24 protein-coding genes are annotated in these 25,028 nt (G+C 70.1%); 8 read left to right on the forward strand and 16 right to left on the reverse strand.

The window, feature by feature from the left end:
* Window positions 1-7: 7 nt before the first annotated feature.
* From TR33_RS09670 to recG, 13 genes are all read right to left on the reverse strand, one after another.
* Complete coding sequence (locus TR33_RS09670; RefSeq protein WP_014908723.1) at window positions 8-394, reverse strand: hypothetical protein; 387 nt, start codon at window positions 392-394, stop codon at window positions 8-10.
* A 129-nt stretch (window positions 395-523) separates the two neighbouring features.
* Window positions 524-940 carry a hypothetical protein gene (locus TR33_RS09675; protein WP_042282777.1) on the reverse strand — a complete coding sequence of 139 codons (417 nt, stop codon included), beginning with the start codon at window positions 938-940 and terminating at the stop codon, window positions 524-526.
* 60 nt (window positions 941-1,000) lie between these two features.
* The gene (smc, locus tag TR33_RS09680; protein ID WP_042282906.1) at window positions 1,001-4,549 is read right to left on the reverse strand and encodes a chromosome segregation protein SMC; all 3,549 of its coding nucleotides are present in this window, start codon (window positions 4,547-4,549) and stop codon (window positions 1,001-1,003) included.
* A 427-nt stretch (window positions 4,550-4,976) separates the two neighbouring features.
* Window positions 4,977-5,168 carry a hypothetical protein gene (locus TR33_RS09685; RefSeq protein WP_014910437.1) on the reverse strand — a complete coding sequence of 64 codons (192 nt, stop codon included), beginning with the start codon at window positions 5,166-5,168 and terminating at the stop codon, window positions 4,977-4,979.
* Window positions 5,169-5,570: 402 nt separating this feature from the next.
* Window positions 5,571-5,858 carry an acylphosphatase gene (locus TR33_RS09690; protein ID WP_014913201.1) on the reverse strand — a complete coding sequence of 96 codons (288 nt, stop codon included), beginning with the start codon at window positions 5,856-5,858 and terminating at the stop codon, window positions 5,571-5,573.
* Window positions 5,859-6,070: 212 nt separating this feature from the next.
* The gene (locus tag TR33_RS09695; RefSeq protein WP_017535497.1) at window positions 6,071-6,661 is read right to left on the reverse strand and encodes a DUF1349 domain-containing protein; all 591 of its coding nucleotides are present in this window, start codon (window positions 6,659-6,661) and stop codon (window positions 6,071-6,073) included.
* Window positions 6,658-7,518, reverse strand: a complete 861-nt coding sequence (gene mutM, locus TR33_RS09700; RefSeq protein WP_042282779.1) for a bifunctional DNA-formamidopyrimidine glycosylase/DNA-(apurinic or apyrimidinic site) lyase — start codon at window positions 7,516-7,518, stop codon at window positions 6,658-6,660. Before mutM ends, TR33_RS09695 begins: the two co-directional genes overlap by 4 nt.
* A 3-nt stretch (window positions 7,519-7,521) precedes the next feature.
* Window positions 7,522-8,325 (reverse strand): ribonuclease III, encoded by an 804-nt coding sequence (gene rnc, locus TR33_RS09705; RefSeq protein ID WP_014913219.1) that lies wholly within the window; start codon window positions 8,323-8,325, stop codon window positions 7,522-7,524.
* 355 nt (window positions 8,326-8,680) lie between these two features.
* On the reverse strand, window positions 8,681-8,857 hold the full coding sequence (gene rpmF, locus TR33_RS09710) for a 50S ribosomal protein L32 (protein WP_013151268.1): 177 nt from the start codon (window positions 8,855-8,857) through the stop codon (window positions 8,681-8,683).
* 130 nt (window positions 8,858-8,987) lie between these two features.
* A complete protein-coding gene (locus tag TR33_RS09715; RefSeq protein ID WP_042282783.1) occupies window positions 8,988-9,536 on the reverse strand; it encodes a YceD family protein in 549 nt (182 codons plus the stop codon).
* A gap of 309 nt (window positions 9,537-9,845) precedes the next feature.
* A complete protein-coding gene (gene coaD, locus TR33_RS09720) occupies window positions 9,846-10,319 on the reverse strand; it encodes a pantetheine-phosphate adenylyltransferase (protein WP_014911546.1) in 474 nt (157 codons plus the stop codon).
* A gap of 198 nt (window positions 10,320-10,517) precedes the next feature.
* Window positions 10,518-11,084 (reverse strand): 16S rRNA (guanine(966)-N(2))-methyltransferase RsmD, encoded by a 567-nt coding sequence (gene rsmD, locus TR33_RS09725; RefSeq protein ID WP_042282908.1) that lies wholly within the window; start codon window positions 11,082-11,084, stop codon window positions 10,518-10,520.
* A 75-nt stretch (window positions 11,085-11,159) separates the two neighbouring features.
* Window positions 11,160-13,379 carry an ATP-dependent DNA helicase RecG gene (gene recG, locus TR33_RS09730; RefSeq protein ID WP_042282785.1) on the reverse strand — a complete coding sequence of 740 codons (2,220 nt, stop codon included), beginning with the start codon at window positions 13,377-13,379 and terminating at the stop codon, window positions 11,160-11,162.
* A 425-nt stretch (window positions 13,380-13,804) separates the two neighbouring features.
* Between recG and rpmB the strand changes: the two genes are divergently transcribed.
* Window positions 13,805-13,990: a 50S ribosomal protein L28 gene (gene rpmB, locus TR33_RS25950; protein ID WP_013151263.1), complete on the forward strand. Its 186-nt coding sequence runs from the start codon at window positions 13,805-13,807 to the stop codon at window positions 13,988-13,990.
* A 108-nt stretch (window positions 13,991-14,098) separates the two neighbouring features.
* On the opposite strand, the gene TR33_RS09735 is transcribed toward rpmB, so the two are convergent.
* Both TR33_RS09735 and TR33_RS09740 read right to left on the reverse strand, forming a co-directional pair.
* Window positions 14,099-14,749 (reverse strand): cellulose binding domain-containing protein, encoded by a 651-nt coding sequence (locus tag TR33_RS09735; protein WP_014909995.1) that lies wholly within the window; start codon window positions 14,747-14,749, stop codon window positions 14,099-14,101.
* A 177-nt stretch (window positions 14,750-14,926) separates the two neighbouring features.
* The gene (locus TR33_RS09740) at window positions 14,927-15,919 is read right to left on the reverse strand and encodes a thiamine-phosphate kinase (RefSeq protein WP_085994778.1); all 993 of its coding nucleotides are present in this window, start codon (window positions 15,917-15,919) and stop codon (window positions 14,927-14,929) included.
* Window positions 15,920-16,078: 159 nt separating this feature from the next.
* On the opposite strand from TR33_RS09740, the gene TR33_RS09745 reads away from it, so the two are divergent.
* Complete coding sequence (locus TR33_RS09745) at window positions 16,079-16,312, forward strand: Lrp/AsnC family transcriptional regulator (protein WP_014911356.1); 234 nt, start codon at window positions 16,079-16,081, stop codon at window positions 16,310-16,312.
* Window positions 16,313-16,344: 32 nt separating this feature from the next.
* Window positions 16,345-16,803 (forward strand): DUF3515 domain-containing protein, encoded by a 459-nt coding sequence (locus TR33_RS09750; RefSeq protein ID WP_014909726.1) that lies wholly within the window; start codon window positions 16,345-16,347, stop codon window positions 16,801-16,803.
* 81 nt (window positions 16,804-16,884) lie between these two features.
* Here the strand turns inward: TR33_RS09750 and TR33_RS09755 are convergent, their stop codons facing one another.
* Entirely contained in the window at window positions 16,885-17,667 is a 783-nt protein-coding gene (locus TR33_RS09755) for a thioredoxin-like domain-containing protein (protein ID WP_017535489.1), read from the reverse strand.
* Between the two features lie 90 nt (window positions 17,668-17,757).
* Here TR33_RS09755 and TR33_RS09760 point away from each other — a divergent pair, with 90 nt between their 5' ends.
* The 5 genes from TR33_RS09760 (at window position 17,758) to cydC (ending at window position 24,915) form a co-directional block, all read left to right on the forward strand.
* Window positions 17,758-18,468 carry a DUF305 domain-containing protein gene (locus tag TR33_RS09760; RefSeq protein ID WP_042282787.1) on the forward strand — a complete coding sequence of 237 codons (711 nt, stop codon included), beginning with the start codon at window positions 17,758-17,760 and terminating at the stop codon, window positions 18,466-18,468.
* Window positions 18,469-18,734: 266 nt separating this feature from the next.
* Window positions 18,735-20,180: a cytochrome ubiquinol oxidase subunit I gene (locus tag TR33_RS09765; protein WP_017535487.1), complete on the forward strand. Its 1,446-nt coding sequence runs from the start codon at window positions 18,735-18,737 to the stop codon at window positions 20,178-20,180.
* 9 nt (window positions 20,181-20,189) lie between these two features.
* Window positions 20,190-21,233: a cytochrome d ubiquinol oxidase subunit II gene (cydB, locus tag TR33_RS09770; RefSeq protein ID WP_017535486.1), complete on the forward strand. Its 1,044-nt coding sequence runs from the start codon at window positions 20,190-20,192 to the stop codon at window positions 21,231-21,233.
* A 170-nt stretch (window positions 21,234-21,403) separates the two neighbouring features.
* The gene (gene cydD, locus TR33_RS09775) at window positions 21,404-23,131 is read left to right on the forward strand and encodes a thiol reductant ABC exporter subunit CydD (protein WP_017535485.1); all 1,728 of its coding nucleotides are present in this window, start codon (window positions 21,404-21,406) and stop codon (window positions 23,129-23,131) included.
* Complete coding sequence (cydC, locus tag TR33_RS09780; protein ID WP_042282789.1) at window positions 23,128-24,915, forward strand: thiol reductant ABC exporter subunit CydC; 1,788 nt, start codon at window positions 23,128-23,130, stop codon at window positions 24,913-24,915. The genes cydD and cydC overlap by 4 nt, the downstream gene beginning before the upstream one ends.
* Window positions 24,916-25,028 lie beyond the last annotated feature (113 nt).

Below are 25,028 nucleotides of genomic sequence, written 5' to 3' on the forward strand. Positions count from 1 at the left end.
GGACCGGCTAGGGCTCGTCGCCCCGGGTGGAGCGCAGACGCGCCGCCCCGTACCCAAGCAGGGCGGTCGAGGGCAGGGCGATCGCCATGGACAGGCCCGCGCGACGGACCTTGCGTTCGGCGCAGGAGGCGTCCACCCATTCCTGCCGGAGCAGCTGTTCGAGATCCTCGCCCCGATCCCGGTGGTCGTCCCACAGGGACGGGCCCACCCACACGATCGGGGTGCAACGCACCCTGCCCTCCTCACCGGGCGGGGGTTGGGCCCCGTACGAGGTACCGAGCAGGACGCACACCGTGAACACACCGGACCCACCGGTGGCCAGGCAGGCACGCACCGCGCCGGGATAGTGGCGCATGCGTCGTCTGGCCCACAGGGCCAGGGGGATGAAGAACACGGCTGCCGTTTCATGAAGGGGATCGGGGCATCCGCAAGGCTAGAGCCCCCCGCCCGTCAGGATCCGCCTCCGAGCGCCCCGCCCTCGGTGAGTTCGGCCACGCGCCCTTCCCCACCGCCCCGCGGCGACCTACGAAGCGGGGCGTTCTGTGGACGCGGTGATGGCCGCGAGCAGGCGCAGACGTGTCAAGGCCACCAGGCAGAGCGTGGCACCGATCGCGCACAAGAGCGCCAGCCCGAGACGGGCGTCGGCCAACGGAGCGCAGGTGGACTCATCGAGAGCGTAAGTGGTCTGAAGCCACAGACTCCGACCGACCACGGGCGGACAGCCGAACCCCTCCGATGACGATGAGACCCCCGTCAGTACCTCCGGCCACGCGACGTCGGTCATCAACAACGCGAACACGGCCGTGTACCCGCCCCAGACCCCGATCCGGAGCAGGAACCGCGGTGGCTCCTTTCCGGACTTGGGCCAGTAGAAGAAGCCCACGAAGAGCATCGCGAAGATGATCAGCGCGAGCAGGTTCCAGACGGCCTCGGTGTCCAACGTCCACCCCTCGTGATACTCCGTTACGGCCCGGGCAGGCTACCGCCCGGCCGTGACGGTCTACGAAGCGGGGCGTTCGAGCTTCTGGCTGATCACCTGGGAGATGCCGTCACCCTGCATCGTCACGCCGTACAGGGCGTCCGCCGCCTCCATCGTGCGCTTCTGGTGGGTGATCACGATGAGCTGGGACGAAGCCCGCAACTCCTCGAAGATCACCAGCAGGCGCTGGAGGTTGGTGTCGTCCAGGGCCGCCTCGACCTCGTCCATGACGTAGAACGGCGAGGGCCGCGCCTTGAAGATCGCCGCGAGGAAGGCCACCGCCGTCAACGAGCGCTCGCCACCGGACAGCAGTGACAGCCGCTTGACCTTCTTGCCCGGGGGCCGGGCCTCGACCTCGATACCGGTGGTCAGCATGTCCTCGGGGGTGGTCAGCACCAGCTTCCCCTCGCCACCGGGGAACAGACGGCCGAAGATCGCCGCGAACTCGCGTTCCACGTCCAGGTAGGCGGAGGAGAAGACCTCCTGCACCCGGGCGTCGACCTCGGCGACGATGTCCATCAGGTCGCGTCGGGTCTTCTTCAGGTCCTCCAACTGGGCGTTGAGGAAGGCGTGCCGTTCCTCCAGAGCGGCGAACTCCTCCAACGCCAGGGGGTTGATCTTGCCCAACTGGTTGAGCTGACGTTCAGCGGTCTTGAGCCGCTTGGCCTGCACCTCGCGCACGTACGGTAGCGGGACCGCGTCCTCGCCCGCGTCCACCGGCGGCGGCACCGGGACGCGGGGGCCGTACTCGGCGATGAGGGTGGGCACGTCCACGCCCAGCTCCTCCAAGGCCTTGGTCTCCAGTTGTTCCAGGCGCAGCCTGCGCTCCGCCCGGGCCATCTCGCCACTGTGCGCGGAACTGGTGAGCTTCTCCAGTTCGACGGAGAGTTCGCGTACTCGGGCGCGCACGGTCTTCAGCTCGCCGTCCCGGGCCTCGCGTTCGGCCTCGGCGGCGGAGCGCTCGGTCTCGGCGGCGGCCAGGGAGAGCGCGATCCGCTCCAAGGCGAGACCGGCGCTCTCCGCGACGGCCCGGGCGACGGTGGCCTGGGCCGCGCGCCGACGACGACGTTCGGCCTCACGCTCCACGGCCCGACGTTCCTCGGCAGCCTGGGCCCGCAGCGCCTCGGCCCGGCCCGCCATCGAACGCGTGCGCTCCTCGGCGGTGCGCACCGCCAGCCGACGTTCCATCTCGGTGGCGCGGGCCTGTTCCGCCAGAGCCGACAGTTCCTCACGGTGGTCGGCGTCGGGAGCCTCCTCCTCGACGGCCGCGGCGATCTCCTCCGCCTCGGCCAGCTCCTCCTCCAACCGCCCCAGCCGCTCGCCATCCTCGCCGCGCGCGGCGGCGGCCTTGACGGCGGCGGCCGCGTAGCGCTCGGACTCGGCCTCCGCCGAGCGGGCCTGACCGGCGAGCTTGCCCAGGCGCTGGGCCGCCTGATTGCGCGCGCGGTCGCTCTGACGGCGTCGGGCGGTGAGCTCCTCGGCGGCGGTGGCGACCTCGGCCCGTTCCCGGCGGGCGGTCTCCAGCTCGGCCGCCACCCGCTTGGCGTTCTCGGTGGCGGCCTCCAGCCGTTCGGCGGCCTCGTCCACCGCGGCCTGGACCTCCAGGAGGCTGGGCGCGGCGGCGGTTCCGCCGTGGACCATCTCGGTGGCGAACACGTCGCCCTCGGGGGTGACGGCTCGTACGCCCGGCAGGGCCTCGACCAGTTCGAGCGCGCTCCGGGTGTCCGGGACCAGGGCCACCCGGTCCAACAGGGCGGCGACGGCGTCGGCCAGGTGCTCGGGGGCCTGGACCGCGTCGGCGGCGTAGCGCACTCCCGAGGGCACCTCAGGCCAGGAGGCACGGTCGAGCGAGGGGACCGCCCGGGCCACCACGATGCCGGCCCGGCCCGCGTCCTCGGACTTGAGGAGTTCCAGGGCGGCCATGGCGCTGTCGTGGTCTCGGACGGCCACGGCTCCGGCGGCCACCCCGAAGGCGGCCGCGACGGCGGTCTCGTGTCCGGAGTCGACCTGGACGAGGGCGGCCAGACCGCCGAGCATGCCGGGCAGCCCCGCTTCCAGGAGCGTGCCGGCACCGTCCTTGTGCGCCAGCCCCAGTTCCAGGGCCTCCTTACGGGCCGCCAGGGCGGCGCGCTCGCCCTCGGCGGCGCGTTCCTCTCCGCGGAGACGGTCGAGTTCGACGTCGGCGGCGGACAGACGTCGTGCGTACAGCTCCTGGGTCTGGTCGAGTTCGGCGTCGCCCTCATCGAGACCGGCGGCCTCCTCGGCGGCCATCTCGTACTCGGTCTGGGCGGTGGTCGCGCGTTCGGCGGCCTGGCGGGCCGACTCCTCCAGCCGGGTGATCTCGGTCTCGTGGGAGGCCACGCGTCCGCGCAGACTCTCCACCCTCGCGGCGAGCCGGACGATGCCCTCTCGGCGTTCGGCGGCGGCCCTCGAGGCCGCCTCCAGGCGCCGCTCCTCACGGCGCAGGGCGTCCTCGGCGGCGGCACGCTCGGTGACACCGGTCTCCAGGATCTCGCGGGCCTCCTCCAGCCCCGCCTGGAGCTCCTCCTCCTGGGCGGCGACCTCCTCGGCCTCCATCTCCAGTTCCTCGGGATCCCGGCGGCGGATGATCTCGCCCTGCACGGCGACGAGGTTCTGGTGCCGTTCGGTGGCCAGGCCGCGTACGGCGTCCAGGCGTTCGGTGAGGCGGGAGAGCGCGTGGTAGGTGTCGCCGGCCCTGGCCAGCGCGGGCGCGGCCGCGGTGGCCTGCGCCTCCAGCTCGGCCTCGCGCCCTTGGGCCTGCTCGAGGGCGGCCTCGGCGGCCCCGCGCCGCTGGAGGACCTCCTTCTCGTCGGCCTCCTCCTTGGCGAGCTGTTCGGTGAGGGTGACGATGTCGTCGGCGAGCAGCCGCAGGCGGGCGTCGCGCAGGTCGGCCTGGATGACGGCGGCCTTACGGGCCAGTTCGGCCTGGCGGCCCAGGGGTTTGAGCTGACGACGCAGCTCGGCGGTCAGGTCGGTGACCCGGTCGAGGTTGCCCTGCATAGCGTTGAGCTTGCGGATCGCCCGCTCTTTGCGCTTGCGGTGCTTGAGGATGCCCGCGGCCTCCTCGATGAGGGCGCGACGCTCTTCGGGACCCGCGTGCAGGACGGTGTCCAACTGGCCCTGACCGACGATGACGTGCATCTCCCGGCCGATGCCGGAGTCGCTGAGCAGGTCCTGGATGTCCAACAGACGGCAGGTATCGCCGTTGATCGCGTACTCGGAGCCGCCGTTGCGGAACATCGTCCGCTTGATGGTGACCTCGGTGTAGTCGATCGGCAGGGCGCCATCGGTGTTGTCGATGGTGAGACTGACCTCGGCGCGGCCCAACGCCTGGCGGGTGGAGGTGCCCGCGAAGATCACGTCCTCCATCTTGCCGCCGCGCAGGGACTTGGCGCCCTGTTCGCCCATCACCCAGGACAGGGCGTCGACGACGTTGGACTTGCCCGAGCCGTTGGGCCCCACCACACAGGTGATGCCGGGCTCGAAACGAAGGGTGGTGGCCGACGCGAACGACTTGAAGCCGCGCAACGTCAGATTCTTCAGGTACACCAGCACCTCCCACGACGGTCACCGTTGTCGCCACGGGTGGTCACCACGAGGCCGACAACAAGGGTGCCACGAAGCGGGGCCCGAAGAGGGAGGTTGGGCACTTCACCCTGGATGAACTGCGCCACCGTCGTCGCGCGAAGGGCGGGTGAACGGGGGACCGATGACAGGGAGAGGATCCGGCGGACACGGAGGGTTGTCCTCAAGTCCGCCGGGTACAACGGTAAAAGAAGCCGCAAAGAAAGGGAAAGGGCGGCGAATGAACGGATGATCGACGGCACCACCGCGGGTGGAGGCCGTTATAAGACCGACCGATGCCGGTCGACGATCCGGCCAGGGACGCCTGTGCTGCGGTAGGCGTCCCCGTCAGTGGATCGGTGCGTCTCGTTCGGACCGTCGATCTCGTGGACGGTGAACGGAGCGACGCGGGTCAGGCGAGCGCGGGCTCGCGGTCGGTCGCACTGGTGGCGACGTCGGTGACGGCCATGCTGAGCTGGTCGTTCTGTGCCTGAAGACGGCTGATCTCGTCCTCGAGGTCGCGTACCCGCTTCTGAAGCCGTCGCATCTCCGAGACCATTCGAGGGTCGGAGCCGCCGACGTGGCCGAACAGAGCCTTCGCCATGATGTGGGTCCTCCACACTGAGTGACCAGTGGTGATGCGCACGTAGGACGTTCCCGTGGCCTACTCGGTCGATCGCCGATCTCACGGGTGGAAGGTGCGCGGTATGCCTTCCAGAGTCTCACCCTGCGCGCCGCTGGTCAAGATTGGATTACAACGGTCCGTAACTTCCACACCCCGCACAGAGATGATCAGGGCATGTGGCCGGGCACGGTCCGAATGTGATCCACCCCGGTTCTACGGGCCCCTCCGACGGAACCGCTCCCCCTCGCCGGCCGCGTACTCGCGTGCCGATCGGAGAACGGGGTCGGGTGGTCGGCCCTCGGGTGGTCCGTGGGCCATCGCGACCTCCCGGTCGCGCCGCTCCACGGCGCTTACTCGAACCGCGTTACCCTTCCAGCATACTCACCGTTCGACGAAACCGTCGAAGGAACCCCCCGCCTCACCCCAACGTTCGACCACGGAATCCACACGACCGGGTGTTCCGTCGCCCTTGAGCCGGTCCAGAAGCCGTTCGCAGGCGCTCTTCGGCCCCTCCGCGACGACCTCGACCCGACCGTCGTCCAGGTTCGTGGCGGCCCCCGTCAGACCCAGTTCGAGCGCGCGAGACCGCGTCCACCAGCGAAAACCCACTCCCTGAACGCGTCCGCGCACCCACGCGTTCATGCGGACCGGACGGTCCTCTTCCCCCATGACCCGGGCACTCCCTTACTTCGTGGGGACACTTTCCTCACTGACACGCCCGATTCTCTCGGCACGCTCCCACGGACCTCATGGACATGGCCCGAGCGCCTTCCGACAGATCGGATGACCGAGTCTCCCACGCCTCCCGGCCGTGACGGGTCGTGGCGGGCTCCGCATCGAAGGCCGGACGGTCATACGCCGCCGGCGTTCTTCGCGCCGTCTCAGTGCAGAGCCGCGTCCGCCGGGGTGGTCCGCCAGGCATGGAAGGGGACGGTGAGCCCCGCACGGGTCGGAGCGCAGATCAGCGGACCGGCGTACGCGACCAGGTCGGGCGCGAAGGGGATGAGCCGGACGAGCCGCGGCGCGCCTCCGTCGACGGAGGCGCGGACGGTGAGCGCGTCCCCGGATCGGCTGACCCGGATCAGGACCCGGCGGTCGAGCCAGTCCGGGACCGGGGCGACCGACCAGTCCGACATGCCATCGGTGACGACCGCCCCGAGTTGGGGCTCGCCGTCCGCGAACTCGACCCCGGCCTTGATCCAGTGGGCCTCGCCGACCTTGATGAACACACCGGCCTGATCGAACTGCTCGGAGAAGGCGGCGGTGAACTCGACCTCGACGGCGCTGTCCCGGGCGAACGGAGAGAGGAGTGCGTGCTCACTCGCGTGGACGAACCCGTAGGAGGTGGTGCGCCAGGCGTCGCTGCCCTCGGCGGCCGTCACGAGCAGCTCCGAGCCGCGTTCCACGGCCGCGACGGGCGGGTGCGTCCAGCGGCCACTCGACCAGGCCAGGACCTTCGTGGACGCGGTCATGAAGGGCGGACCCCTCGGGGCGCCTTCTGGCAGCTCGGGCAGCTGAACGACGAGCGGTTCATGAACGCCTCGCGCACGATGGGGGTCCCACAACGGCCGCACGGCCGGTCACGGCGCCCGTACGCGTTCAGCCCGCGCTCGAAGTAGCCGCTCTCCCCGTTGACGTTGACATAGAGACCGTCGAAGGTGGTGCCGCCCACCTCCAGAGCCTCGGACATCACGTCGGTCACGTGTCCCAGCAATTCCAACGCCGCCGCGGTGTCCAGCCCCCGCGTGGACCGGGCCCAGTGCAGACGCGAACGCCATAGCGCCTCGTCCGCGTAGATGTTGCCCACACCACTGATCAGCGACTGGTCCAACAGGGCGCGCTTGACCTCGGTCCGCTTGGCCTGCAGGGCCCGGACGAACACCTTCGGGACGAACTCCGGATCCAGGGGGTCCAGGGCGATGTGGTCCACCGAGGCGGGCACCTCGACCCGTTCGCCCGGTTCGTCCACCAACAGGTGACCGAAGGTGCGCTGGTCGACGAAGCGCAGCTCGTTGCCGTCGGCCAACGGAAGCCGCACCCGCAGGTGCTTCTCGTCCGGTTTGCCCTGCGGCTGCACCAGCATCTGGCCGCTCATGCCCAGATGGGTCAGGAGCATCTCGCCGCTGTCCAGCACCAACCACATGTACTTGCCGCGGCGACGCACGGCCGTGGGGGTACGCCCCTCCAGACGTCCGGCGAAATCCGCGGGACCGGCCACGTGCCGGCGGATCGAACGCGGGTGCAGCACCTCGACGTCACCGATCCGACGGCCCACCGCGTGGTCGACGAGACCACGACGTACGACCTCGACCTCGGGCAGTTCCGGCATCGCTCAGCCCTGCCCGCCGCCGGAGCGGCCCTTGGAACGGCCGCTCTGCGTCTTGCCGGAGCCCTGGCCCTTCTGGGGCCGGTCTCCGCCCTGCGCGGCGCTCTGCTCGGAGCGGGCGCGGATGGCCTTCCATGCGGACTCGGCGGCCTGCTGCTCGGCCTCCTTCTTACTGCGCCCCTCCCCCAGGCCATAGCTCTCCCCCGCGACCCGGACGGTGGCACGGAAGGTCTTCTGGTGGTCGGGGCCGCTCTCGTCCACGTGGTATTCGGGCACACCGAGCATCTCGGCGGCGGTGAGCTCCTGGAGGGAGGTCTTCCAGTCCAGCCCCGCGCCCAGCCCGGAGGCGGTGGCGATCAGCGGGTCGAAGAGGCGGTGCACGAACTCCGAGGCCACGTCCAGGCCGCGGTCCAGGTAGACCGCGCCGATGATGGCCTCCAGGGTGTCGGCGAGGATCGAGGACTTGTCGCGTCCCCCGGTGCCCTCCTCGCCCCGCCCCAGACGGATGTAGGCGCCGATGCCCAGACCGCGCGCGACGTCGGCGAGCGCGCGCATGTTCACCACGGCGGCGCGCAGCTTGGCCAACTGCCCCTCGGGCAGGTCGGGGTGCTTGCGGAAGAGCGTGTCGGTGACCACCAGGCCGAGCACCGAGTCCCCCAGGAACTCCAGACGCTCGTTGGTCGGCAGCCCGCCCTTCTCGTAGGCGTAGGAGCGGTGGGTCAGGGCACGGAGCAGGATCTTGGGGTCCACCTCGACCCCGATCGCCTCGTGGAACGACCGGGCCTCGGAGACGGAGAGTTGGCTTGCCACGCGAGTTCGCTTCCTGTCGGGCGCGCCGGGCGCGCGCGGAACGGAGCGGCTTCCCCGGACCGACAGGACGCTCGAAAACGAGGTGATCGTCGCGGGAGCCTGCGCTCCCCCGGCGGCCACCACGAACTCGGGAGTCCCGACGGAACCGGAATCACCGGTGTCGAGGTGTTACGGAAGGGTGTCTTCCCCGACTCTGACAGATCACTCTACAAAGCCCGGGCGACGAAAGGACGTTCGGCGCGGTCACACCCTGAACAGCACGGCGGGGCGGCACCCTCATGGGTTCCGCCCCGTCGTGCGTTCGTCGAAGACCGGGATCGGGCGACAGGGCCCGGAGCCGGACAACCCGACGACCTTAAGCCGGGTTCGTGACCTGGCGGTTGTTGTAGGTGCCGCAGGTCGGGCACGCGATGTGGGGCTGCTTCGGGTCACGGCAGCGCGGGCAGTTGACCAGCACCGGGCGCGACGCCTTCCACTGGGAACGGCGGGTCCGGGTGTTGCTCCGCGACATCTTCCGCTTCGGGACGGCCACTTCAATCCTCCTGGGTCACCCCCGCGCGGTCGCGGGAGGTCGCTTATCTGGTCACCCCGCGCGCTGTGGCGGGGAGGGTGTGCTCCGGTCGGTCGGGCCCTGAGGCACCGCGGGCGACCGGTTCACGAGCTCATTTCCGGCCGGGGTCGTCCGCGATGGAGCGGAGCGCCTCCCAGCGCGGGTCGACGCCGTCGCCGTGCCCGTGGTCGGGGCCGGCCTCGGCGAGTTTGACACCACACTCGGAACACAGGCCGGGACAGTCCGGTTCGCACAGGGGCGAGAGCGGGAGCGCGAGCACGACGGCGTCTCGGACCACCGGTTCGAGGTCGAGCAGATCGCCCTCTAGATAGTAGTCCTCATCCTCGTCGTCCGCGTCCTCGTCACCGGCCGAGGCGGTACCGTCCTCGTCGTCGGCGTAGCGGTACAGCTCCTGGAAGCCCGCCTCCAGCTCCTCGGACAGGGGTTCGAGACAGCGAGAGCACTCGGCCGTGAGGCGTCCGGTGACGGTCCCGGTGACCAGGACCCCCTCCATGACGGCCTCCAGTCGCAGGTCGAGCTCGATCTCCTGGCCTTCGGGCACGCTCGCCATCGCCGTCGTGAACGCCTCGGGGATGGTCACGATACGACTGACGGTCCGCATCGACCCCGGCTGGCGACCCAGCTGGCGGGTGTCGACCACGTACGGGTCGCGGGCATCTAGACGAGACAGGGTGATCGCGCTTTCAGGAGAGGTTCCGGGGGCCGGGCACGAGCTCGCCGACGCCGAGGCGTCGGTCGGTCACGGTGGTGCTGACCGGCCTGAGCGCACGCCGAAGACCGGCGACGCCCATGATCGAACCACGATTCTACCTACCATGTCCCGACCACCCAAATCGTGCTGTGCTCGCCTTGGTCCACGGGCGGCTCGACTCGTTCTGTAGAACACTCCCGGCCCCCGAACCGTGCTCGTTCCGGTCCTCCGCTGCGCTTCGGACCGTGCTCGGGCGGTTCAGGCGTACTTCTCGCGAAGGCGCTCCTGGACGTAGGGGGTGACCAGGCTGGAGACGTCGCCCCGGTGCAGGGCCAGCTCTCGGACGAGGCTGGAGGAGAGGAACGAGTACTGCGGGTTCGCGGTCATGAACATGGTCTCGACCCCGGACAGGCGGTAGTTCATCTGGGCGATCTGGAGTTCGTAGTCGAAGTCGCTCACGGACCGCAGGCTGCGCACGATGGTCTCGATGCCGTTCTCACGACAGAAGTCGACGAGGAGCCCGTCGAACTCGCTGACGCTCACGTTGTCGAACTCCGAGGTGCTCTCACGGAGCATGTCGAGCTTCTCGGGGACGGTGAACAGGCCCCGCTTGTTGACGTTGTTGAGTACGGCGGTGACGACCTCGTCGTACTGCTTGGCGGCTCGACCGATGATGTCGATGTGACCGTAGGTCACCGGGTCGAAGGAACCCGGACAGACGGCTCGGCGCACGATGGATCGCCCCTCTCCAGAACTGCTGACGACTCTCACGGTCGTCGGGGTTCCTCACCCGACCCCGATTCGGACAACACTCACATCATGCCCGCAATCACCCAGGGTGGGTTCGAAGAACGTCATCCCCACGACCTTCCATGGATCGTGTGAACCTTCCCGTGCGATAAGCCGGAAAACGTGACGTGTGCCCGCTTTCTACCCGGTTGCCCTCGCGTACCAGAGGATCGCCTCGCCGTACTTCCGGCTGCGATCGAGCTCGATCCCCTTCGGCCAGGCGGGTTCCGGACCGCGTTTGGAACGCTCGACCACGACCACCGTGTCCGTCGTGGTCCAGCCGTGGGAGACCAGGTCCGACAGGATCGAGCCGACCTCCTCGTCGGTGACCGCGTAGGGCGGGTCGGCGACGACCAGGTCGTAGGGGTCATCGGTGTTGTCCCGGGCCAGGACCCGCTCCACCCGATCGGCGACCAGGCGCGCTCCGGGCAGGCGCAGGGCGGCGATGTTGTCGCGGACCACTTGGGCGGCCCTGCGGTCGGCCTCCACCAACAGAGCGTGCGCGGCGCCGCGGGAGAGGGCCTCCAGACCGATCGCCCCCGACCCCGCGTACAGGTCCATCACCCGGACCCCGTCGAGGGAGCCCAGATCGGATTGGACCGAGGAGAACAACGCCTCCCGGGCGCGGTCACTGGTGGGCCTGGTGGTGCGGCCGTCGGGGGCGGTGATCCGTCGGCCACCCGCCGCCCCTGCGATGATGCGGGTCATGGCCACCACGGTAGTGGGGTCTTCGGCCGCCCCTCCCCCGCGCCGCCCGGTGGATCGACGACGCGGGGCGACCGATCAGGTCTTGTCGAGGTACTCGGCCCGTTCCTCGGGGAGCAGGGCCGCCAGCGCCTCCGCCAAGGGCGGATACGCCTTCAGGTCGGGGTCCTCCGCCACGTGGCGGGTGGCCTCCTCCCGGGCCTGGCCGATGAGTTCCTCGTCATAGGCCAGGGTGAGCATCCGCAGGCTGGAGCGGTTCCCGGACTGGGCGTCGCCGAGCACGTCGCCCTCGCGCCGCATCTCCAGGTCGGCGCGGGAGAGCTCGAAGCCGTCCGTGGTGGAGGCCACCGCGGCCAGGCGTTCCCGGGCCGGGGTGCCCTCCTCGGAGTCGGTGACCAGCAGGCACAGCCCCGGAAGCCGACCACGGCCCACCCGTCCGCGGAGCTGGTGGAGCTGGGAGATCCCGAAGCGGTCGGCGTCCATGATCGCCATGACGGTGGCGTTGGGGACGTCCACGCCCACCTCGATGACGGTGGTGGAGACGACGACGTCGGTCTCCCCCGCGTTGAGGCGGCGCATGACCGCGTCCTTGTCGTCGGGCGCCATCCGGCCGTGCAGGGCCTCCAGGCGCACATCGGCCAACGGCCCCTCCTTCAGCCGGGCCAGGACGTCGAGGACGGCCAACGGCGGCCGGGCCCCCTGGACTTCCTCCTCCTTCGGGGCGTCCACCTCGTCTCCGGCCTCTCCCCCGCCGGAGCCGTCGGGTCCGTCGCCGATCCGGGGACAGACCACGAACGCCTGGTGTCCTCGACCGACCTCCTCGCGGATCCGTTCCCAGGCCCGGGCCAGGTAGTGGGGTTTCTCACCGGCGGGGACCACGTGCGTGGACACCGGGGACCGTCCCTGGGGCAGCTGGGTCAGCGCCACCACGTCCAGATCTCCGTAGACGGTCATCGCGACCGTGCGCGGGATGGGTGTGGCGGTCATGACCAGGACGTGGGGTCGACCGTCGGTGGCCTTCTCCCGCAGGGCGTCACGCTGTTCCACCCCGAAGCGGTGCTGTTCGTCGACCACGACCAGGCCCAGATCGGCGAAGGAGACGTGCTCCTGGAGGAGGGCGTGAGTGCCCACCACGATCCCCGCGGCCCCCGACGCTGCGTCCAGCAGGGCCTCCCTGCGGGAGGCGGCGTTCATCGAACCGGTCAGCAGGGCCACGCGTGTGGCGTTCTCCGCTCCGTCGATCTGCCCGGCCCTGGCCAGGTCCCCGAGCATGGCGCCGATCGAGCGGTGGTGCTGCTGGGCGAGGACCTCGGTGGGGGCGAGCATGACGGCCTGGCCACCGGAGTCGACCACCCGCAGCATGGCGCGCAGGGCCACGAGGGTCTTGCCCGCGCCCACGTCCCCTTGGAGGAGGCAGTGCATGGGGTGGGCGGCGTCCAGCCGTTCGGCCAATCGATCGCCGACCTCGCGCTGACCGTCGGTGAGTGTGAAGGGCAGCCGTGCGTCGAAGGCGTCGAGGATGCCGCCCTCCGCTCCCGGTCGGGGTCGGGCGGGCAGGTCCTCGGATTCACGGCGGCGTCGGGCCAGCGCCAGTTGGAGGACGAACGCCTCGTCCCACTTCAACCTGCGCCGGGCCGGGCGCAGTTGATCCATGTCCCGGGGCCGATGGATACGGGTCAGGGCCTCGTGCACGCCCAGAAGTCCCCGGTCCTCGCGCAGCCGGGGCGGGAGCGGGTCGGGTATGTCCACCGCGTAGTCGAGGGCGACCCCGATGGAGCGGGCGATGGTGGCCGAGTCCAGCCCCTTCACCGCGGGGTAGACCGGGATGACCTCGTCGGCGTAGGCGCGGGCGGCCTCCCCTTCCGAGCCGTCCTCGTCGAGCAGGACGTACTCGGGATGGTCGAGCTGTCGGCGTCCCTTGAAGGTCGAGACCCGACCGGAGAACATCGCCAGTCGTCCCGGAACCAGGGCGTTCTGGTGGTAGGAGCCGCGGTTGAAGAAGGTCAGGTGCAGGCGGCCGGTGCCGTCGGTGACGGTGGCCTCCATCATGTCCATGCGGCGGCGTCCCTGCCGGGCCGGAACGGTCTTCCTGCGGGCGTCGAGGACCTTGGCCTGCACGGTGACGTCCTCGCCCTCGCGTAGCAGCGCGAGGTCGGTGAGGTCGCCACGGCGGTCGTAGCGGCGCGGGTAGTAGCGCAGCAGGTCCCCGAGGGTGCGCAGGTCGAGTTTGTCGGCCAGGGCCTTGGCCGTCCTGCCGCCGAGCGGTCCCTTGCGCAGCGGCTCGTCCCAGGTGCTCACTGTCGTCCCCGTCCTGGACTGGTACGTCGATCCAACGCCACGTTAGACCTCCGGTGAGACGCGCCGGTCCCGCCGCACGAAGGCGGATCGGAGCGCCGTCGGCCCCGGATCGATCGGGGTGCTCTCCGGCGAGCCACACGTCCACTGCTCAGGAACGGTATACTCGGCAGAGTTCATCGCGTTTTCGCCATGCCCGTGTGGCTGATCTCGATGCTTCGGTGAGGTGCGCAAGGCTTCGGCCGCACCATGCCCCACCGTTGCGCGAACGGATACCGTCCAGTGGTCCGATTCCACCTTCGGACATGTCCGTCGTGTACTCTTCCGAGGTTGGCGTTCTCGCCGACCTGTCCGCCCGACCTCTCCCGGTCGGATGAACCTTCGCGTGCGGCGACGTGCGCGATCCCGAGCGCTTGAATGGAGTTACCGTGGCTTCCGTCTGCGACGTCTGCGGCAAGGGACCAGGGTTCGGTAACAGTGTTTCCCACTCGCACCGTCGCACCCGCCGCCGCTGGAACCCCAACATCCAGACCGTTCGCACCCGCGTGGGCGGCACGCCCAAGCGTGTGAACGCGTGCACCTCGTGCATCAAGGCCGGCAAGGTGACCCGCTAGGTCTCCCGCCCCTTTTCGAGATTGTGGGAAAGGCCCTCCGACTTCGGTCGGGGGGCCTTTTCCGTGTGCGCGTCCGGTGGCCGGCGCCTCCGGGCCTCTCGGAGCGGTTCAGAGTCGGCACACGTGGCCGTTGAGCGAACAGCGGGTCGGGCTCTGGGCGGAACCGATGGCCTCGAAGGTGAGCGAGACCGAGTCTCCCGGGGCCAATCCGGCGTCGGGTCCGGAGCGGCGGGCCAGGATCCCGTCCTCCATCGGTTCCCAGTCCGCGCCGTCGACGTGGGTGATCTGGACACTGTCGAAGGCCAGGGCCAGTTCCCAGCCGTCGAGGGAGCTCCTGGAGGTGTTGGTGACGATGACGTGTCCGGTGAAACCGAGTTCCGAGGACTCCAGTACCTGGTAGACGACCGTGGTCGGTTCGGTCCCGGCCTGGGTCCGGGGCCCCTCCCGGTCCTGTCGCCCGGCGGGGTCGCTCTCCTCGGGCCCGGGTGAGACCTCGTCGTGGTCGCTCCCGTCGCGGGGCCCGGTCTCCTCGGTCGCGCCGGGGGCCCCGCCGAACTGAAGGTAGATCTGAGTGGTGCTGTAGCCGAAGAGGAGCAGGCCCAGGATCACGCCGGAGACGATGAGGACGTTGAGGAGTCGGGGAGGTTCGACCCGTTTGGGGACCGTGCTCTCGAGGAAGCCGCCGATCCGCCGCAGGGCACCGGCGTTCTCCGGTTCGCTGCGGTGGGCTCCGCGGCGGGGGCCGTACCGCTTAGCCATGCCGCCTCATAGACCGCCTCTCGACGCTGCTCCGTCTTCCTACCTCGACCGTGATCGGAATGGTCCCGGTGGATCGGCCCGGTGCCGCTCGATGGGCCGATCGGCCGCCCTTGGGGCGACGCCGGCCGCGATGGCAAAGCCTAGCGCGATCGGTAAACGGGACAAATCCAAAAGGGATCACCCTCGACGGAAATGATCCCACCCTCCACCGTCCATCACGGTTCCGTCCACGGTGACACGTACGTCACCGCTTCGCGCCCCTTCCGGGAGAGAACGTGTGGCCCCCACCCTGCGCCAGTGATCGGGGAGTTCGACCTCGGAGGGGAAGACCGCGGCCAGCGCGTGATCCTCTCCTCCCGAGAGCATGAGACGGCGGGCGGCGTCCAGAGCCTTCCCTTCGGGGGCACCGAGTACACGGACGGCTTCGAGGAGCGCCGGCTCGGGGGAGAACGCCTCCGATTCCAGGTCGATGGCCACCCCGCTCGAAGCGGCGATGTGCCCCAGGTCCTGGAGGAGCCCGTCGCTGACGTCGAGCATGGCCGTGGCTCCGAGTCGGGCCGCCTCCGGGCCGGCGGTGTAGGGGGGCGAGGGCCTACGGTGCTCGTCCAGGCACTCACCGGGCCCCTCCAGCCCTTGATCGAGCAGGGCCAGTCCGGCGGCGGAGAGCCCCAGATGCCCGGTGTAGGCGACGATCTCTCCCGGTCCCGCGCCGTCCCTCCGCACCGGGGAACGCCCCTCCAGGTCACCCAGCGCGGTGACGGCGATGGTCAGCACGTCCGACCCCACCATGTCCCCGCCGACGACGGCCCCGCCGGCGAGCGCGCACTCGTCCCGGGCGCCGGCGGTGAACTCCTCGGCCCACACCACGGGAAGGTCGGGCGGGGCGGCGAAACCGATGAGCATCCCGGTCGGGCGCGCGCCCATCGCCATGATGTCGGCGTAGTTCTGCGCCACGGCACGGTGTCCGACGTCACGCGCGGTCGACCATTCCCGTTTGAAGTGGCGCCCCTCGACCAGCAGGTCCGTACTGGCGACGGTGCGCCCGTCGGGAGAGGCCACGACGGCGGCATCGTCACCCGGTCCGAGGATTACATCGGCCGTCCTGGGGAATTGGCTCGTCACGCGTGTGATCAGAGCGAACTCACCAAGGCCCTCAATGGTGGTCATCACGCAGATCAGGGTACGGTGACGCTCCGGCACGGTGGTCCGGACCCCGCGATCGGGTACCGAGTCCGGACCCCGCGTTCGTCCTCCGTCGTCCTCTGCTGTGCCCGACCCGGACGGCGTCCGCTCTCGGCTCACACACGGCACAGCGCGAAGGAGTAGAACATGGTGCAGGCGTACATTCTGGTCCAGACCGAGGTCGAGCGGTCCGGAGAGGTCACCGAGCGTATCCGCGGGATCGAAGGGGTCGAGAAGGCGAGTGACGTCACGGGTCCCTACGATGTGATCGTTCAGGCCGAGGCCGAGGACATCGACGCCCTGGGCGCTCTCGTGGTGGCCCGAATCCAGCGGCTCGACGGTATCGCGCGTACTCTGACCTGTCCCATCATCAACATCTGAGTGTCGATCGCGTCGACGGAGCGAGGTTGCTTGTGCTGAAACGGTACTTCGGGGTGGCATGTGTCGTCGCCCTGCTGACGGCGGGCTGTGGCCAGACCGTGCAGATGCAGCCCTTCGAAGCCGAACCGAACACGGCCGAGCCCTGCGCCGCCCTGGTCGCCGACCTTCCCGACACCCTTCTCGGCGCCGACCGCGCCACCCTCCAGCCCGAGTCCGAGGTCATGGCGGCCTGGGGGGACCCGCCCATCGGTCTGCGTTGCGGCGTTCCCCGCCCCTCCGGTCTGGAGATGGACTCGGTCCTCATGGAGGTGGGCGACGTGGCCTGGCTGCCGCAGCCGGAGGACGCCCCCACGGTGTTCACCGCCGTCCAGCGGGAGGCCTACGTGGAGCTGAGCGTCCCGAGCTCCTACGGCGCGCCCGCGGCCGCGCTGTCCGAGGTGAGCGAGCTGATCGCCGAGCATCTGGACGAGCGCGCCGACAGCGGGGTCTGACCCCGGACACGCGCACGGGGGCGGGGAACGACGGATCGTTCCCCGCCCCCGTTCCGTCCGGCGGGTTCGGGGCCGGTATCGCTACTCGTCCTCCGCGGACCCGTCGTCCTCGGTCGCCTCGTCCTCCTTGGCGGCCTCGCCGTCGGTGTCCTCGTTGTCGGGGTCGGAACCCTGGTCGTCGTTCTCCGCGCCTTCGAGGGCCTCGGGGTTCTCGGCCTGTTCGGCGAGCTGGGCCTCGAAGTCGGCCTGGGTCTCCTGGACCGATCCGGAGCAGGCCGCGCCCGGTTCGGGGACGTCGGTACCGCGCTCGTAGAGCTGCACGAAGCGGAGGAGGTTCTCGTCGTCGGGGGCGTCGACGGAGATCTGTCTGCCCCAACTGGAGGCGACGATCGGGGCGTCCATGTCACCCTCGTAGGGGGTCACCAGAAGGTAGTCGCCCGGGTTGTAGAAGCCTTCCAGAGCCGTCACCTTCTCCTCGGGCAGCTCCGGGTCGTAATTGATCCATACGGCGCCGTGTTCCAGGGAGTGGACGCCGAACTCGGGCGTGATCGGGTCGGTGTAGACGCCACAGTTCTGCCAGTAGGGCCAGTGCTGTCCGCCCACCGGAGGGGACTGTTCGTAGTCCACCTTCTCGCCGACGTCCACATGGCTGAAGTCACCGACCTCGTACTCGGCGACGCCTTCGATGTTGCGGCTCTTCAACTCCATGAAGATCGCGGTACCCAGGAGGCCCAGTACAGCGGCCCCCGCTACGCTGGCACCAGCGATCTTGAGGGCTTTGTTACGGCGGTCCTTCTTCCGCTGCGCCTCACGCAGCGCGGCCGCTCGGGCGCGACGCTCCTCCGCCTTCGATTTCTTGGCCACTGAGTCTCCTGGGATACATGTGGTCGAACAGGACTTTACCTATCCTCTACTTTGTCACCAGAGTGGGGCGATTTGACCGGGGTGAATCGAATGGACCGAGTAACCGGATCGGCGTCCGGGGATACCCGCGACGACGACAACGCCGTACACGATGACGAATCGGACCTGCCCGAGGGTTTCTCCCCGAAGCGGGAGTCGCCCGCCGGGCCACGTTCCGTTCCGCTCTGGACGGCCGTGGTCCTCGTGGTTCTGGCGCTGGCCGGCGGTTTTCTGGTGGGACGTCCCTCACACCCGCTGGACACCGGCCCCGACGCCGGCTTCCTGCGGGACATGAGCGCCCACCACGCTCAGGCGGTGGACATGTCGATGATCATCCTCGGCAAGACCGACGATCCCGAGCTGCACACCGTGGCGATGGACATGGCCCGGACCCAGCAGGCCCAGATCGGGATGATGCAGGGATGGCTGGCCGCGTGGGGACTCAACTCCCGGGCGTCGGAGCCTCCGATGACCTGGATGGAGGGCCACGACCACGGCGGCGGTGAGGGCGAGGTGCCCGACACCATGCCGGGCCTGGCCACCAGCGAACAACTCGTCGCCCTCCAGGAGTCGGAGGGCGAGGAGGCCGAGGTGATGTTCCTCGACCTGATGATCGCCCACCACCTGGGCGGGATCGAGATGGCCGAGGCCGAGGTGGACCTGGGCAACGAGGATCTGGTCGTGAACCTCGCCCAGGGCATGGTCGACGCCCAGACCTCCGAGATGGAGAACATGGAACGGATGCTGGAGACGCGCGGCTGACGGATGTGGTCGAGACCACCGACGGTCGATCCCGGTCTCGCCGCTTCTCTCCCCGCACCCCTCCTCACCTGCGACGACGCCTCGCCGACGCAGGACGGACACACGGCGGCGCACCCCCGGACCCCGGGGGCGCGCCGCCGTTCTCGTGCCCTCGACACCGACGCGGAGCCGGGTGAGCCCTGTTTCACAGGGGGGTCCCTCGATTACGACAACTCGTAGCACTACAGTTTGTAGTACTACCGGCAGTCGGTACTTGAGAGGCGTACATGGAAGCTCTAGACCTGGCGCGATGGCAGTTCGGGGTCACCACGATCTACCACTTCCTGTTCGTGCCCCTGACCATCGGACTGTCGTTCATCGTGGCCATCCTCCAGACCTTCTGGTACCGCACGGGACGCCACGAGTACCTTCAGGCCACCCAGTTCTTCGGCAAGTTGTTCCTGATCAACTTCGCCATGGGCGTGGTCACCGGCATCGTGCAGGAGTTCCAGTTCGGCATGAACTGGAGCGAGTACTCCCGCTTCGTCGGCGACGTCTTCGGAGCACCCCTGGCCATGGAGGCCCTGCTCGCCTTCTTCCTGGAGTCCACCTTCATCGGCCTGTGGATCTTCGGCTGGCACCGCCTCCCCCGAGGCGTTCACCTGGCCTGCATCTGGCTGGTCGCGATCGGCACCAACCTGTCGGCCTACTTCATCCTGGCCGCCAACGCCTGGATGCGGAACCCGGTCGGCTACGAGATCAACGAGGAGACCGGCCGCGCCGAGCTCAACGACATCTGGGCCGTGCTCACCAACGACCAGGCCTGGTCCACCTACATCCACACCGTCGGCGCCGCCTTCATCACCGCCGGACTCTTCGTCGTCGCGGTCTGCGCCTTCAAGCTCTGGCGCGACATCAAGCACGGTGACACCGGTGAGACCGGGGTGGCCCCCTCCACGAGCGAACGCGCCCTGTTCCGCGGCGCCATGAAGGTCGGCCTCGTCGTCGTCCTCGTCGCCGGCGCGTTCACCGTCCTCTCCGGAGACAACCAGGCCAAGCTCGCCGCCGAGTTCGAACCCATGAAGCTCGCCGCCGCCGAGGCCCTGTGGGACACCGAGGAGGGCGCGCCCTTCTCCACGTTCGCGGTCGGGGACACCGAGGCCCGCCACAACCCCATCGACGTCACGATCCCCAACGTCCTCAGCTTCCTGGCCACCGGGCACTTCGACGGCGAGGTGCACGGCATGAACGACCTCCAGGAGGCCTACGAGGAGTACTACGGCCCCGGGAACTACATCCCGAACGTGTTCGTCGTCTACTGGTCCTTCCGCCTCATGATGGGGCTGGGCATGTTCGGTGTCGCCGTCGCCGCCGTCGGCCTCCTGCTCATGCGCGGCCGCGAGCGGCTGCCCCGTCACCGGTGGTTCTACTACGCGGCGATGGCCGCCCTCCCCGCGGCGCTGCTGGCCAACATCTTCGGCTGGGTCCTCACCGAGATGGGCCGCCAGCCCTGGACCGTGCACGGTGAACTCCTCACCGCGGAGAGCGTCTCCCCCGGCGTCGACCTCGCCACCGTGGCCACGAGCCTGGCCGTCTTCACCGCCGTGTACGGAGTGCTCTTCGTGGTGGAGGTCGGACTGCTCTGGAAGTACGTCAAGAAGGGCCCCACACACCTCGTCCCCGATCTGAAGGACGACAAGGACGAATCCGCCCTCCCCCACTTCAGCTACTAGGAGCATCGGATGGATCTCGCACTGATCTGGTTCGTGGCCATCGCGGTCCTGTGGACCGGCTACTTCTTCCTGGAGGGGTTCGACTTCGGGGTCGGGGTGCTCCTGCCCTTCACCGGCCGGCGGAACTCCATCGAACGCAGGGTCGCCATCAACTCCATCGGTCCCGTCTGGAGCGCGAACGAGGTGTGGCTGCTCACCGCGGTCGGCGCGACCTTCGCGGCGTTCCCGCCCTGGTACGCGTCGATGCTCAGCGGGTTCTACCTCCCGGTCCTGGCGATCCTCATCGCGCTCATCGCCCGCGGCGTGGCCTTCAAGTACCGCAGCAGCCACGACAGCGACCGCTGGCGCGACGTCTGGGACCGGGCGATCTTCCTCGGCAGCGTGGTGCCCTCCTTCCTGTGGGGGGTGCTCTTCGCCAACCTCGTCCAAGGCGTGGCCATGGACGCCGACCACATCGTCACCGCCGGCCCGCTCGACCTGTTCTCGCCCTACGCGCTGTTGGGCGGGCTCACGACCCTGGCCCTGTTCACCCTGCACGGCGCCGTCTTCCTGGCGCTGAAGACCGACGGTCCGGTCCGGGTGCGCTCCCGTAAGGCCGCGCTGGGCAGCGCCGTGGTGGCGCTGCCCGCGAGCGCCGCGTTCCTGGGGTGGACCCAGAGCGCCCACGGCCAAGGCTGGACCGCCGTCACCGCGGTGGCCGCGGTGGCCGCGCTGGTCCTCGGGGTCCTCTTGACCTGGCAGGGACGCGAGGGATGGTCGTTCACGGCCATGGCGGTGGCCGTGCTCACCCTGACCGTGACGGTGTTCGGCGCGCTGTATCCGAACGTGCTGCCGTCGACCACGGACCCGGCGTACTCGCTCACCATCGAGAACGCCGCCTCGGCCGACTACACCCTCACCGTCATGACCTGGCTGACGCTGGTGGCCCTCCCCGTGATCCTGGGCTACCAGGCCTGGAGCTACTGGGTGTTCCGCAAGCGGGTCACCGGCGAGCAGATCACCGGCGCCACCGTGGACGGAGGGGCCGAGCCGGAACCCGAGAAGGTCGCCTGACCACCGCCGTGACCGGACCGCGTGCCCTCCGCTCCCCCGTATCGCCCCGGGGGGCGGAGGGCACGGCGTTCCGCGCCCCGAAGGGGATACTGGGTGCGGCGTACCCCGTGCCCGACCGAGCCGCCTCCCCCGAGAGACCGGCCCCGACGACCATATGAGGTCCTCCGCGCATGAAACCGCTCGATCCGCGTCTGGTCCGCACCGCGAGCGCGGTCCGCTCCCATCTGGCCGTCACCGTCGTCAGCGGTGTACTGATCACCGGGCTGATCCTCGCCCAGGCCTGGCTGCTGTCCCGTGTCATCACCGGGGTCTGGGCCGGGGACGGGATGGACGTCGTCGGCTGGATGATCGCCGCGGTCGCCGGTGTCGCCGTGGCGCGCGCCCTGCTGTCCTATCTCTCCGAGACCTCGGCCCTGCACAGCGCGGCCCGCACCAAGTCGCAGCTGCGCCGCGAGCTCGTCGCCCACGTGACCGGTCCCGGCCGGGTGTGGGCGGCCGAGGACGACGACGGTGATGGCGGCTCTCCCCAGGCCGGGGAGCTCGCCACCCTCGCCACCCGGGGCCTGGACGCCCTCGACGAGTACTTCTCCCGGTACCTGCCCCAGCTGGTCCTGTCCGCGATCGTGCCCGTGGCGGTGCTGGCCGTGGTGTTCTGGGCGGACTGGATCTCCGGGATCGTCATCCTGGTGACCCTGCCGCTCATCCCGATCTTCATGGCCCTGATCGGGATGCACACCCAGCAGCGCACCGAACGTCAGTGGAGGCTGTTGAGCCGGTTGGGCGGGCACTTCCTCGACGTCGTGGAGGGGCTGCCCACCCTGGCCGTGTTCCGGCGGGCCAAGGCGCAGGCCGCCATCATCCGGCAGGTGGGCGAGGACCACCGCAAGGCCACCATGGGAACCCTGCGGATCGCCTTCCTGTCCGCCTTCGCCCTGGAACTGCTCGCCACTCTCGCGGTGGCGCTGGTCGCGGTCGAGGTGGGCCTGCGCCTGTTGGGCGGCCACATGGACTACCAGACCGCCCTGCTCGTGCTGATCCTGGCCCCCGAGGCCTACCTTCCGCTGCGCGAGGTCGGAGCCCGGTTCCACGCGAGCATGGAGGGCGTCGCCGCCGCCGACCAGGTCTTCACCGAATTGGAGCGCCGACGTGACGGCGGCGGTGACCGCCCCCGACCGGCCCCGACCGGACGCCCCTCACCCGCCGCCTCCGGCGACATCCGCTTCGAGGGGGTGGGGCTGCGCTACCCGGGACGGGACGTGCCCGCCCTGTCCGGGGTGGACCTGACTCTGCGCGCGGGGGAACATCTGTTGCTCACCGGCCCCAGTGGTTCGGGCAAGACCTCCCTGTTGTCCCTGATGCTCCGGCTCGCCGAACCCACGGAGGGACGGATCACCGTCCGCCCTCCGGACGGCGAACCGGTGGCGTTGGACTCCGTGGCCGCCGACGACTGGCGCCTGGGCATCGCCTGGGTGCCCCAGCACCCCTACCTCTTCGACGTGTCGGTGGCCGACAACATCCGTTTGGGCGCTCCCGACGCCGACATGGAACGGGTACGCCGGGCCGCCCGAATGGCCGAGGCCCACGACTTCGTCTCCGCGCTGCCCCAGGGCTACGACACCCTGCTCGGCGAACGCGGTGCGCGTCTGTCCGCCGGACAACGGCAGAGGATCGCTTTGGCCCGCGCCCTGTGCCGCGACGCCCCCTTGGTACTTCTGGACGAACCCACCGCGCATCTGGACCCCGAGAACGCCGCCGCCGTGCGCACGGCCGTGGCCCGCCTGCTGGAGGGGCGCACCGCGGTGATCGTCGCCCACGACACGGGGTGGGCCGAGTCCGTGTCCGGAGCACACCTGCGCACCGCCCATCTGCCGCTGCCGACCGAGGGGATCGTCCGATGACCGGCCCGTCCACCCCCACCGACCCGCTGTTCGTCGACGAACGCGAACGACGCCGGGACCCCCTACGACGGATGATCGCCCTGGCCCGCCCGCGAAGCGCCCGCTTCGCGCTGGGGGTCCTGCTCGGCGCCGCCGCCACCGGCTCCGGGGTGGCCCTGCTGGGAGTGGCCGCGTGGATGTTGGCCACCGCCGCCGACCACCCCTCGATCACCGCTCTGAGCGTGGCCGTCGTCGCCACCCGGGCCCTCGGTGTCTCCAAGGGGGTGAGCCGCTACATGGAGCGGCTGGTCACCCACGACGCCGCCTTCCGCACTCTGGCCGAGGTACGGGTCAGGGTGTACGAGCGCCTGGCCCGCACCGAACCGTTCGGCCGTTTCCGGTCGGGCGACCTGGTCTCCCGCCTGGTCAACGACACCGAGTCCACTCTGGACCTACTGGTGCGCGGGCTCACCCCGCCGCTGGTGGCGGTGGTCACCGGTGGGGCCACCGTGCTCTTCCTGACCGTCGTGTACGTGCCCGGCGGGATGCTGCTGGCCGGGGGCCTGCTGCTCGCCGGGCTCGCGGTCCCGCTGATGGCGGCGGCCCTGAGCCGGGGGCCGGGGCGGCGGGAGGCGCGGGCCCGGGGGACACTGTCCACCACCCTGGTGGACACCCTCCAGGGCGCTCCGGACCTGATCGCCTACGGCGCCATGGACCGCCAGGTCGCGAAGGTCGAGGAGGCCGACGCCGAACTCACCCGGGTGGCCCGGCGCGACGCCGCGACGCTCGGGCTGAGCGCCGGGGCCCATGCCCTGATCACCGGTCTGACGGTGTGGGGCGCCCTGTTCCTGGGGGTGCTCGCGGTCGAGGACGGGAGCATCGACGCCACCGCTCTGGCCGTGCTGGTGCTGACCACGCTCGCCGCCTTCGAGATCGTCGCCCCGCTGCCCGCCGTCGCGGCCAGGCTGGGGGCGATCCGGGAGAGCGGCGCACGGCTCTTCGGTGTCCTGGACACCCCTCCCGCCATCACCGTCGACGAGGAACGCGAACGGGACGGCGGAACGCCGGTCATCGACCCCGGTGCCGAGGCCTCGGTCCGGGTCGAGGGGCTGCGGGTCCGCTACGGCCCCGACGAGCCCTGGGCCCTGGACGGGATCGATCTGGAGATCCCCGCCGGGGCGACCGTGGCCGTGATCGGACCGAGCGGGGCGGGCAAGAGCACGCTCGCCTCGATCCTGCTGCGTTTCCGGGACCCGGACGGCGGCCGGGTGGAGGTCGGCGGAACCGACATCACCGATCGTCCCGCCGACGAGGTGCGCGGGGTCGTCTCCGGCGTGCCCCAGGATCCGCACGTGTTCGCCTCCACCCTCCGGGAGAACCTGCGTCTGGCCCGTCCGGGGGCCGACGACGAGGAGCTGTGGGAGGCCCTGCGCCGGGCCCGGCTGGCCCACGACGTCGAGGCGATGCCCCGGGGGCTGGACACCCGGGTGGGGTCGCACGGCCTGGGGTTGAGCGGGGGGATGCGTCAGCGTCTGGCCCTGGCCCGTGCCGTCCTGGCGGCGCCCCGGGTACTGGTGTTGGACGAGCCGACCGCGCATCTGGACCCGGACACCCGTGACGCGGTGGTGGAGGATCTGTTGTCGGCCGCCCGGGGCTTCTCGACGCTGCTCATCACCCATGACCTCACCGGCCTGGACCGGGTGGACCGGATCTACGTGATCCGCGATGGACGCGTGGTCCAGTCCGGTACCCACGAAGAGCTCCTCGCCGTAGAAGGGTGGTACCGCGCCGTAGGCGTCCGTTGAGGGTGGTGGCGGGCGACGGGCGGGAACAGATCCGTAGGAGTCCGTTGAGGGCGGTGGCGGGCGACGGGCGGGAGGTACCGCGCCGTAAGCGCCCGTCGAGGGCACCGGGGCGG

This window comes from Nocardiopsis alba, assembly GCF_000710955.1.
Taxonomy (GTDB): domain Bacteria; phylum Actinomycetota; class Actinomycetes; order Streptosporangiales; family Streptosporangiaceae; genus Nocardiopsis; species Nocardiopsis alba.